At 65.4% G+C, this 9597-nt stretch carries 8 protein-coding genes and 1 tRNA gene; all 9 read left to right on the forward strand.

Going from position 1 to position 9597, the window contains the following annotated elements:
* Nucleotides 1-11: 11 nt before the first annotated feature.
* Nucleotides 12-1028 (forward strand): CaiB/BaiF CoA transferase family protein, encoded by a 1017-nt coding sequence (locus UUA_RS01335; protein ID WP_008433588.1) that lies wholly within the window; start codon nucleotides 12-14, stop codon nucleotides 1026-1028.
* Nucleotides 1029-1209: 181 nt separating this feature from the next.
* Nucleotides 1210-1527 carry an SCP2 sterol-binding domain-containing protein gene (locus tag UUA_RS01340; RefSeq protein WP_008433589.1) on the forward strand — a complete coding sequence of 106 codons (318 nt, stop codon included), beginning with the start codon at nucleotides 1210-1212 and terminating at the stop codon, nucleotides 1525-1527.
* A 184-nt stretch (nucleotides 1528-1711) separates the two neighbouring features.
* Entirely contained in the window at nucleotides 1712-3298 is a 1587-nt protein-coding gene (locus UUA_RS01345; RefSeq protein WP_008433590.1) for an AMP-binding protein, read from the forward strand.
* Nucleotides 3299-3932: 634 nt separating this feature from the next.
* Nucleotides 3933-4442, forward strand: coding sequence for a CinA family protein (locus UUA_RS01355; RefSeq protein WP_008433593.1), 510 nt, complete (start codon nucleotides 3933-3935; stop codon nucleotides 4440-4442).
* Between the two features lie 146 nt (nucleotides 4443-4588).
* Nucleotides 4589-5626 (forward strand): recombinase RecA, encoded by a 1038-nt coding sequence (recA, locus tag UUA_RS01360; RefSeq protein WP_008433595.1) that lies wholly within the window; start codon nucleotides 4589-4591, stop codon nucleotides 5624-5626.
* Nucleotides 5627-5697: 71 nt separating this feature from the next.
* A complete protein-coding gene (locus tag UUA_RS01365; protein ID WP_235605935.1) occupies nucleotides 5698-6210 on the forward strand; it encodes a regulatory protein RecX in 513 nt (170 codons plus the stop codon).
* A gap of 83 nt (nucleotides 6211-6293) precedes the next feature.
* Entirely contained in the window at nucleotides 6294-8921 is a 2628-nt protein-coding gene (gene alaS, locus UUA_RS01370; RefSeq protein WP_008433598.1) for an alanine--tRNA ligase, read from the forward strand.
* Between the two features lie 265 nt (nucleotides 8922-9186).
* Nucleotides 9187-9390, forward strand: coding sequence for a carbon storage regulator CsrA (gene csrA, locus UUA_RS01375; protein ID WP_008433600.1), 204 nt, complete (start codon nucleotides 9187-9189; stop codon nucleotides 9388-9390).
* Nucleotides 9391-9469: 79 nt separating this feature from the next.
* Nucleotides 9470-9562 (forward strand) — tRNA-Ser (locus UUA_RS01380).
* Nucleotides 9563-9597 lie beyond the last annotated feature (35 nt).

Genomic DNA, 9597 nt, shown 5'->3' on the forward strand with positions numbered 1-9597 from the left:
ATCGCGACCCAATGTCCGGTCTCCTCGCGGGGCTGCGCGTGGTCGATTTGTCGCGCAACCTGCCGGGGCCGTTCTGCACGCGGATGCTGGCTGATCTCGGCGCCACGGTCATCAAGGTCGAGCCGCCGGAAGGCGACCCGACCCGTCCACTCGGGCCGTTGTTCGAGGCGCTGAACCACGACAAGGAAAGCCGCCGCCTTGATTTCCGCCAACCGACCGATCTCGACCAGTTGCGCGAGTGGCTGGCGCAGGCCGAGGTCATGGTCGACAGCTTCCGTCCGGGCATCCTGTCGTCGATGGGCCTGGACTTCGGCCGGCTCAAGACGATCAATCCGCAGCTGGTGATGGTGTCGATCACCGGCTACGGCCAGCACGGCAACTGGTCGCAGCGCGCCGGGCACGACCTGAACTTCATGGCCATGTCGGGCGCGCTCGACCAGATGCACGCACCGACCGGGGAGCTGGCCTTGTCCAACGTGCAGTGGGGCGACATGGCCGGTGGCAGCTCGATGGCCTGCATCGCGATACTCGCGGCGGTGTTCGATGCGCAACGTCGCGGTCATGGTCGGCACATCGATATCAGCATGACCCACGGCGTTCACGCGCACCTGATACTGCCCAGGGCCACCTCGTCCTTGTTCGCCCCCATGCTGGGTCGCGCGCCCGGCGCGGGGGAGGATCTGCTCAACGGCGGATTGCCTTGCTACAACCTCTACGCCACCGCCGACGGCCGCCAGCTGGCGGTGGCGGCGCTCGAATTCAAATTCTGGAAAGCGGCATGCGCGGTGTTCGGGCGACCCGACTGGGTCGAGCGACATTGGCAACGTGGACAGATGCCCGGCACCAGGCAGAACCATGCGTTGCGTGAGGAAGTCGCCATGCTGGTGATCACGCAGCCGCTGGCGTACTGGGCGGAACGTTTCGAAACCGCCGATGCCTGCGTCACGCCGGTGCTGACCATGGCCGAAGCCCAGGCCCATCCCTTGTTTGCCGACGGCTCCCGGGCGCAAGCCTGGGCCGCCGTCTGATTCGAATGGCACTGACTTATGCTCGTCACCCCCGCGAAAGCGGGGATCCAGCACCCCTGGCAGCCCTGAAGTCACTGGATTCCCGCTTTCGCAGGAATGACGGAAATTGAGGCTATGCGCTCACAGTAAGTCAGTGCCATTCCCGTCTGCTTCTTTCCATTCCATCAGAGAGACCGATGCCATGAGCGCACTCGAATTGCTGCACAAGCTGCCCCTCGCGATCAATCTGCAGAGCACCGCCGGTGTCGATCGCACCATCCAGTTCAACATCAGCCAGCCGGCCTACGTGGTGATCCGCAACGGCGCGTGCGAAGTGACGGAAGGGAGCGCCGAAAACGCCGACCTCTCGTTGAAGATGTCCGACGACGACCTGGTCAGCCTGTTGACCGGCAAGCTTGACGGCATGGCGGCGATGATGACCGGCAAGCTGAAGCTGCAAGGCGACATGGCCTTGGCGGCACAGCTGGGCCGTTATTTCGACGCCGGCAAATTGCAGTGACCGCATAGTGCGCATGCCGATGTGCATCGTGCACAACTCGACCCATCAGTGAACGTTGCACCGCGCGAAGGGGGAGTCGTGATGGTTGAGGCCAACGCACCGACGTTGCTGCATCAATTCCAGGTGTGGGAACGCGAACGGCCGGATGCCATCTATCTGACCCAGCCTTTCCCCCGATGGCAGTGTGGTCGATTACAGCTGGGCCGAGGTCGGCCTGCAGGCGCGATGCATGGCGGCGTACCTGCGCTCGCTGCGGCTTCCAGCGGGCAGCAGCATCGCGATCCTGGGCAAGAACAGCGCGCACTGGATCATCGCCGACCTCGCCATCATGATGGCCGGCCACGTCAGCGTGCCGATGTATCCCACGCTCGGTGCCGAGACGGCGCGCTACATCCTTGACCACAGCGAAGCGCGGCTGCTGTTCGTCGGCAAACTCGACGGCAGCAGCGACAACTGGCCACAGATTGAGAAAATGCTTCCGCCGGACCTGCCGTTGCTCGGCCTGCCGATGACTCCGCGCGCCGACATCCCGCAGTGGGACGACCTTGTCGCCCGGCATGCACCGCTGCAGCCAGTGCATGACGCAATGCCCGAGGAACTGTGCTCCATCATTTACACCTCAGGCAGTACCGGGCAACCGAAAGGGGTGATGCACAACTATCGCAGCATGATGGCGCCGGGGCCCGCTTTCACCGAGATGATCGTGATCACCCGCGAGGACCGGCTGCTGTCGTATCTGCCGCTGGCGCATGCCGCCGAGCGCGCCATTGTGGAGTCCAGCTCGCTGTACGTCGGACTGCACATGTACTTCTGCAACAACATGGACAGCTTCGTGCACGACATCCGGCGCGCGCGACCGACGATCTTCTTTTCGGTGCCGCGGCTCTGGACCAAGTTCCAGCAGGGCGTCAATGCCAAACTGTCGCCGTCGAAGCAGCGGCGGTTGTTTGCGTTGCCGCTGGTCTCGCGGCTGGTCAAGCGAAAGATTCTCCGTGGTCTGGGCCTCGATCAGGTGCGCGTTGCCATCACCGGCTCGGCACCACTGGCCGCCGACATCATCGCCTGGTACCGCCGGCTCGGCCTGACGCTGCTCGAGGGTTACGGCATGAGCGAGAACCTCGCTGTTTCACACAGCTGCCGCCCGGGAGATGGGCGGATCGGCTACGTCGGCACCTGCCTGCGCGGCGTGCAGGCGCGCATCGCGCCCACCGGCGAAGTGCTGGTCAGAAGTCCGGGCCAGATGATGGGTTACTACAAGCGGCCGGAACTGACGGCACAGGTCATGTTGCCCGACGGCTTTTTCTGCACGGGCGATCGCGGTGAGATCGATGCGGATGGACGCTTGCGCATTACCGGTCGGGTCAAGGATCTGTTCAAGACAGCTCGCGGCAAATATGTCGCGCCGGCACTGATCGAGAACGAGCTCGGCAACCATCCAAAACTGGAAAGCGCCTGCGTTACCGGCCCCGGGCAGCCGCAGCCGTTCGCGCTGCTGCGCCTCGCGCCGGAAGTGCAGCAGGTCGTGGATGCCGATCCCGGTTTGCGCAATACGCTGGGCGCCGAGCTCGCTGCGCTGCTGGAGCAAGTCAACGCGAACGTGGAACACCACGAACAGCTCGGTTACGCGGTGGTCGTCAAGGACAGCTGGACCACCGAGAACGGCCTGCTTACGCCGACGCTGAAGATCAAGCGCCAGGCGATCGAGGACCGCTATCTGGACAACGCCGGCGCATGGCTCGCGATGGACCAAAAAGTCATCTGGGAAAAGTAATCGCGCGCTAGTCGCTCTAGCGCCCGGCAGTCATTGGCCGCCTTGCGGCGCCGGGCGATGAAGACGATGTCTACCCCAGGGAACGTGACGAACCAGTCCTGCCACGTGCGCGGTCCATCCCGTGTGCATCCCTTGGGCGTCGTCGATTCCCTCCACCTCGCTCCATTCTCATTGCGGCCGTTGCGGTGATTTCATCCGGAATGCCCTTCGGTCGGGCCGTTCCCAGCGCTCAGGCTCGTTGAAGGAGCTGGCCTGGTCGCGGCTGCACGCGTTATCCACGTCGTGACATGGCTTCGGCGCTGCCCAGTGGGCATGCAGCCACCGTCGTTTGGACGGTTAAACGTGATGACACAAAACGCCGGTGTCCAAGTGGGCAAGGGGGTTTGCACCCCGATAGCCCTTTTTTTGGGGTCCAAGATACGTCCAAATGGGATTTCATGAGATGGCGGATGTCTCGAAACCCGCGCCCCTCTCGGGTTCGCTAACCACACGCATGTTCTGGCGCATGAACGGGGTGTGCCTGGTGAGAACGTCTTGGCTCATGCAATGCAAGTCTTGGCGTGGTCGCGCGAAACGGGTAGAACGGTGCCCCTGCGCCTGGCGCAAAGTTTCGTCCAAAGTCCGGGAGTCTTGCATGGAGTCCTCGTCCGTTCCTACCGATGCCGAGCTGCAGGCGCTGGCCGGCGAGGTAGCCACCGAAGTACAGCGCTGCCGGCTGATGCTGGTGACGGCCGAGTCGTGCACCGGCGGCTGGATCGCCAAGACGCTCACCGACCTGCCGGGCAGCTCGGCCTGGTTCGACGCCGGCGTGGTGACCTACAGCTACGAGGCGAAGGAGGCGTTGCTCGGGGTCAATCCACGCACGCTGGAGCACAGCGGGGCGGTCAGCGAGGAAACCGCGCTGGAGATGGTGTCCGGCGCACTGGCGCGCTTCGGCGCCGGCGTGGCGGTGGCGGTGACTGGTATCGCCGGACCGTCCGGCGGCACATCGGACAAGCCGGTGGGTACCGTCTGGATCAGCTGGAAACGCCGCGGCGGCTACGGTCATGCACGGCAGTTCCATTTTCCGGGCGACCGCGAGGCGGTGCGCCGGCAGACCGTGGCGGCGGCGCTCATCGGCCTGCGCAAAACGCTGACGGAGTGATGCGTGATCCGCTGCCAGACCTGTTTGACCAGTGTGGGATACTGGCCGTACGTCGATTTCCCGTGATCGCACCCCCTGATCGCAGCCCGTGAGATCCGATCCGGGCATCATGCACCCCAATCACAGTCCAACCGGAACACAAGACGATGGATGACAACAAGCGCAAGGCGCTCACCTCCGCCCTCGGCCAGATCGAAAAGCAGTTCGGCAAAGGTGCCGTGATGCGCATGGGCGACCGCGTCAACGAACCGGTCGAGACGGTCTCCACCGGTTCGCTGGGGCTGGACATCGCGCTCGGCGTCGGCGGCCTGCCGCGCGGCCGCGTGGTCGAGATCTACGGCCCCGAATCCTCCGGCAAGACCACCATGACCCTGCAGGCGATCGCCAACTGCCAGCGTGCCGGCGGCACCGCCGCGTTCATCGACGCCGAGCACGCGCTCGACCCGAGCTACGCGGAGAAGCTGGGCGTCAAGGTCGACGACCTGCTGGTGTCGCAGCCGGACACCGGCGAACAGGCGCTGGAAATCGCCGACATGCTGGTGCGCTCCGGCGCGGTGGACATGGTGGTGGTCGACTCGGTCGCTGCGCTGACCCCGAAGGCCGAAATCGAGGGCGAGATGGGCGACTCCCACGTCGGCCTGCACGCCCGCCTGATGAGCCAGGCGCTGCGCAAGCTCACCGCCAACATCAAGAAGTCCGGCTGTCTGGTGATCTTCATCAACCAGATCCGCATGAAGATCGGCGTGATGTTCGGCAGCCCCGAGACCACCACCGGCGGCAACGCGCTGAAGTTCTACGCCTCGGTGCGCCTGGACATCCGCCGCATCGGCGCGGTGAAGAAGGGTGACGAGATCATCGGCTCGGAAACCCGCGTCAAGGTGGTCAAGAACAAGGTGGCGCCGCCGTTCCGCCAGTGCGAGTTCGAGATCCTGTACGGCGAGGGCACCTCGCGCGAGGGCGAGATCATCGAACTGGGCGTGGCGCAGAACCTGATCGACAAGTCCGGCGCCTGGTACAGCTACAACGGCGACCGCATCGGCCAGGGCAAGGAGAACGTGCGCCAGTTCCTGCGCGACAACCCGGCGATCGCCAACGAGATCGACAAGCAGCTGCGCGAGCGCCTGCTGGTGCCGGTCGGCAAGCCGGCTGCCGCCGCCGCGGAAGAGGCGCTGGAGGAAGCGTGAGCCGTGTCCGTTGACGGTTTCCTGCGGATGACATGGCCCGGCTTGCCCGGGCCATGTCCGTTTGCGTGGCCATGAAACGCCTGCTTGGCAAGGGCCACTCCGGCGAAGATCCGTCGGCCAAGCCGAAGCGCAGCGCCTACGACAAGGCGCTGGGCCTGCTGGCGCGCCGCGAGCATTCGCGCAAGGAACTGAAGACCAAGCTGCGCCAGGGCGGCTACGAAGGCGACGAGGCTACCGCCGCGCTGGACCGGCTCGGCGAGCAGCACTATCAGGATGACGACCGTTTCGCCGAGGTGTTGCTGCGCAACCGGATCGCCCAGGGCTACGGCCCGCTGCGCCTGCGCGTGGAGCTGAAAAGCCACGGTCTGGCCGATGCATGCATCCGCGAATTGCTGGACCAAGCGGAGGTCGATTGGGATGCCTCGGCCGCTGCCCAGCTGCGCCGCCGCTACGGCAGCGCGGGCTCGGCGGGCCCCGCCGAACGCTCGCGCCGGGCGCAATTCCTCTTGCGCCGCGGCTTTGCCGCCGCCACAGTACGGAATGTTACCCACGCCGAAGTGGACGAAGCCGACGATATTTCCTGAAATCCGTCATCCGAGGATGGCGGGTTGAAGGACCGATCGGCCGGGCCGCGGCGTGGCCTTTATCGCCTGCCACCTTGATCCGCATGAAAACCTCCGACATCCGTTCCGCCTTCCTCGACTACTTTCGTTCCAAGGGCCACACCATCGTGCCGTCCAGCTCGCTGGTGCCGGCCAGCGATCCGACGCTGCTGTTCACCAACTCGGGCATGGTGCCGTTCAAGAACGTGTTCCTGGGCAGCGAGAAGCTTCCTTATGTGCGCGCGGCCGATGTGCAGCGCTGCCTGCGCGCCGGCGGCAAGCACAACGATCTGGACGCCGTGGGCTACACCGCGCGCCACCACACCTTCTTCGAGATGCTGGGCAACTGGTCGTTCGGCGACTATTTCAAGCGCGAGGCGATCGCCTGGGCATGGGAGCTGCTGACCGAAGTCTTCAGGCTGCCGGCGGACAAGCTGTGGGTCACCGTCTACCACACCGACGACGAGGCCTTCGACATCTGGAACAGGCAGGTCGGCGTGCCGGCCGAGCGCATCGTGCGCATCGGCGACAACAAGGGCGCGCCCTATGCATCCGACAATTTCTGGCAGATGGCCGATACCGGTCCCTGTGGTCCATGTACCGAGATCTTCTATGACCACGGCCCCGGCGTGGCCGGCGGGCCGCCCGGCTCGCCGGACGAGGACGGCGACCGCTACATCGAGATCTGGAACTTGGTGTTCATGCAGTTCGATCGCGCGCCGGACGGTACGCTGTCGCCGCTGCCCGCGCCATGCGTGGATACCGGCATGGGCCTGGAGCGCCTGGCCGCCGTGCTGCAGCACGTGCACTCCAACTACGAGATCGATCTGTTCGCGCACCTGATCCGCGTGGCGGGTGAGCTCACCGGCACGAAGGATCTCGCCAACAAGTCGCTGCGGGTGATCGCCGACCATATCCGCGCCTGCGCCTTCCTGATCGTCGACGGCGTGCTGCCGTCGAACGAGGGCCGCGGCTACGTGCTGCGCCGGATCATCCGCCGTGCGCTGCGGCACGGCTGGATGCTCGGCGTGCGCGGTGACTTCTTCTGGAAGATGGTGCAGCCGCTGGTCGAGGAAATGGGCCACGCCTATCCCGAGCTGCCGGTGAAGCAGGCCTTCGTCGAGGACGCGTTGCGCACCGAGGAGCAGCGTTTCGGCGAGACGCTGGAGCACGGCATGCACCTGTTCGACGAGGTTGCGGCGAAGTCGGGCAGGATCATCCCCGGCGCCGATGCGTTCCGTCTCTACGACACCTACGGCTTCCCGGTGGACCTCACCGCCGACATCGCGCGCGAGCACGGACTGGAAGTGGACATGGCCGGCTTCGAGCAGGCCATGAACGAACAGCGCGAGCGCGCCCGCGCCGCCGGCAAGTTCGAGGCCAAGGGCCAGATGCCGGCCGAGCTGGCCAGCCAGCTGAAGCCCACCGCGTTCCTCGGCTACGAGGCATTGCAGGCGCAGGCCAGCAAGGTGCTCGGCATCGTGCGCGGCGGCAGGCAGGTCGATCAGCTGGGTGAGGGCGAGGAAGGCCTGGTGATCCTGGACCGCACGCCGTTCTACGCCGAGTCGGGCGGGCAGGTCGGCGATACCGGCACGCTGTCCAATCCGGCCGGCTGCCTGGAGGTCGGCGACACACTGAAGATGGGCGGCGTGTTCTTCGGCCATGCGGGCCGCTGGCATGGCGGGCAGCCGCTGCGCACGGGCGATACAGTGGACGCCCAGGTTGATGCCTCCCGGCGCCAGTCGATCGTGCTCAACCATTCGGCCACCCATCTGCTGCACGCGGCGCTGCGCAAGGTGCTGGGCACCCATGTCGTGCAGAAGGGATCGCTGGTGGCGCCGGAACGGTTGCGCTTCGACTTCGCGCACCACAAGCCGGTGAGCCATGACGAGCTGGCCCGGGTGGAGGCGCTGGTGAATGCCGAAATTCGCCGCAATGCCGCGGCCGAAGTGCGACACATGGCCTACGACGATGCCATCGCCTTCGGTGCGATGGCGCTGTTCGGCGAGAAGTACGGCGACGAAGTGCGCATGCTGAAGATGGGCGAGTTCTCCACCGAACTGTGCGGCGGCACCCACGTGTTGCGCACCGGCGACATCGGCCTGTTCAAGATCGTCAGCGAGGCCGGCGTGGCTTCCGGCGTGCGCCGCATCGAGGCGGTCAGCGGCGCCGGCGCGCTGGCCTGGGTGGCCGACGAGGAGCGTCGCCTGGCTGAGTTTGCGCAGTTGCTTTCCAGCAGTGGCGATGAGGCGGTGGAGAAGCTGCGCCAGTTGTTCGAGCGCCAGAAGAAACTCGAGCGCGAGCTGGATTCGCTACGCAGCAAGGCAGCCGGTTCGGCCACCGCCGACCTGGCCGGGGCGGCGAAGGACATTGGCGGCATCAAGGTGGTGGCTGCGCGGCTGGAAGGGCTCGACGCAAAGTCGCTGCGCGACAGCGTGGACCAGCTCAAGCAGCAGCTCGGCGACTGCGTGGTGCTGCTGGCCGGCGCGGCCGAGGGCCGCGTTTCGCTGATTGCCGGCGTTCACGGCAAGGCACTTGAGCGGGTCAAGGCAGGCAACCTGGTGGCCCACGTCGCCACGCAGATCGGCGGCAAGGGCGGTGGTCGACCGGACATGGCCCAGGGGGGCGGCAACGACGCCCCGAGTTTGCCGGCCATCCTCGCCGCATTGCCGGATTGGGTCGCTGCCCAGTAGTCGCATGCAACCAGATGAACGCGCGCTGGCGGTGATGACGGCGCATTGCGCAGGAGATTCCGGCTCAGTTACTATCGAATCGGTGTCGGCACGGTCGGTAACGGTGGTGTCGCCAGTCAGGACGCTTAGGAGTGTTTTGGCTGTGAGCCGGGAAGGCGGTAGGGCCTTCGGCGGGTCAATCGTCGAACTGTGGAAGGCGGGCGCTCAGGGGTGAGGCACCGTCGATCCGCAGGCCTGTGACCAACAGCACTATGGAGTAGCAATCATGTTGATTCTGACCCGCAGGGTCGGTGAAACCCTGATGATCGGCGACGAGGTGACCGTTACCGTTCTTGGTGTGAAAGGCAACCAGGTGCGCATCGGCATCAATGCACCGAAAACCGTGGCGGTTCACCGCGAAGAGATCTACCAGCGGATCAAGGGCGAACACGACGCTGGCGGCGTGCCCGGTGAGTCCACCGAGCATTGATCCCGCGAAACTGAGGCTTTACCTCGACCGCGTCCGTCGGTATCCTTGCCGGCTCCGCAGCCATGCGAAGAAAAACCCCGGAGAGATGCCCGAGTGGCCGAAGGGGCTCCCCTGCTAAGGGAGTATAGGGTCAAAAGCCTTATCGAGGGTTCGAATCCCTCTCTCTCCGCCAGATACGCAAAGCGCCCCGCAAGGGGCGTTTTGCGT

The sequence above is a fragment of the Rhodanobacter thiooxydans LCS2 genome (assembly GCF_000264375.1).
Lineage (GTDB): Bacteria > Pseudomonadota > Gammaproteobacteria > Xanthomonadales > Rhodanobacteraceae > Rhodanobacter > Rhodanobacter thiooxydans.

Excerpts from the sequence above, each read along its gene's own strand:
- UUA_RS01335 (WP_008433588.1), top strand. The coding sequence starts at position 12 with ATGTCCGGTCTCCTCGCGGGGCTGCGCGTGGTCGATTTGTCGCGCAAC.
- UUA_RS01340 (WP_008433589.1), top strand. The coding sequence starts at position 1,210 with ATGAGCGCACTCGAATTGCTGCACAAGCTGCCCCTCGCGATCAATCTG.
- UUA_RS01355 (WP_008433593.1), top strand. The coding sequence starts at position 3,933 with ATGGAGTCCTCGTCCGTTCCTACCGATGCCGAGCTGCAGGCGCTGGCC.
- recA (WP_008433595.1), top strand. The coding sequence starts at position 4,589 with ATGGATGACAACAAGCGCAAGGCGCTCACCTCCGCCCTCGGCCAGATC.
- UUA_RS01365 (WP_235605935.1), top strand. The coding sequence starts at position 5,698 with ATGAAACGCCTGCTTGGCAAGGGCCACTCCGGCGAAGATCCGTCGGCC.
- alaS (WP_008433598.1), top strand. The coding sequence starts at position 6,294 with ATGAAAACCTCCGACATCCGTTCCGCCTTCCTCGACTACTTTCGTTCC.
- csrA (WP_008433600.1), top strand. The coding sequence starts at position 9,187 with ATGTTGATTCTGACCCGCAGGGTCGGTGAAACCCTGATGATCGGCGAC.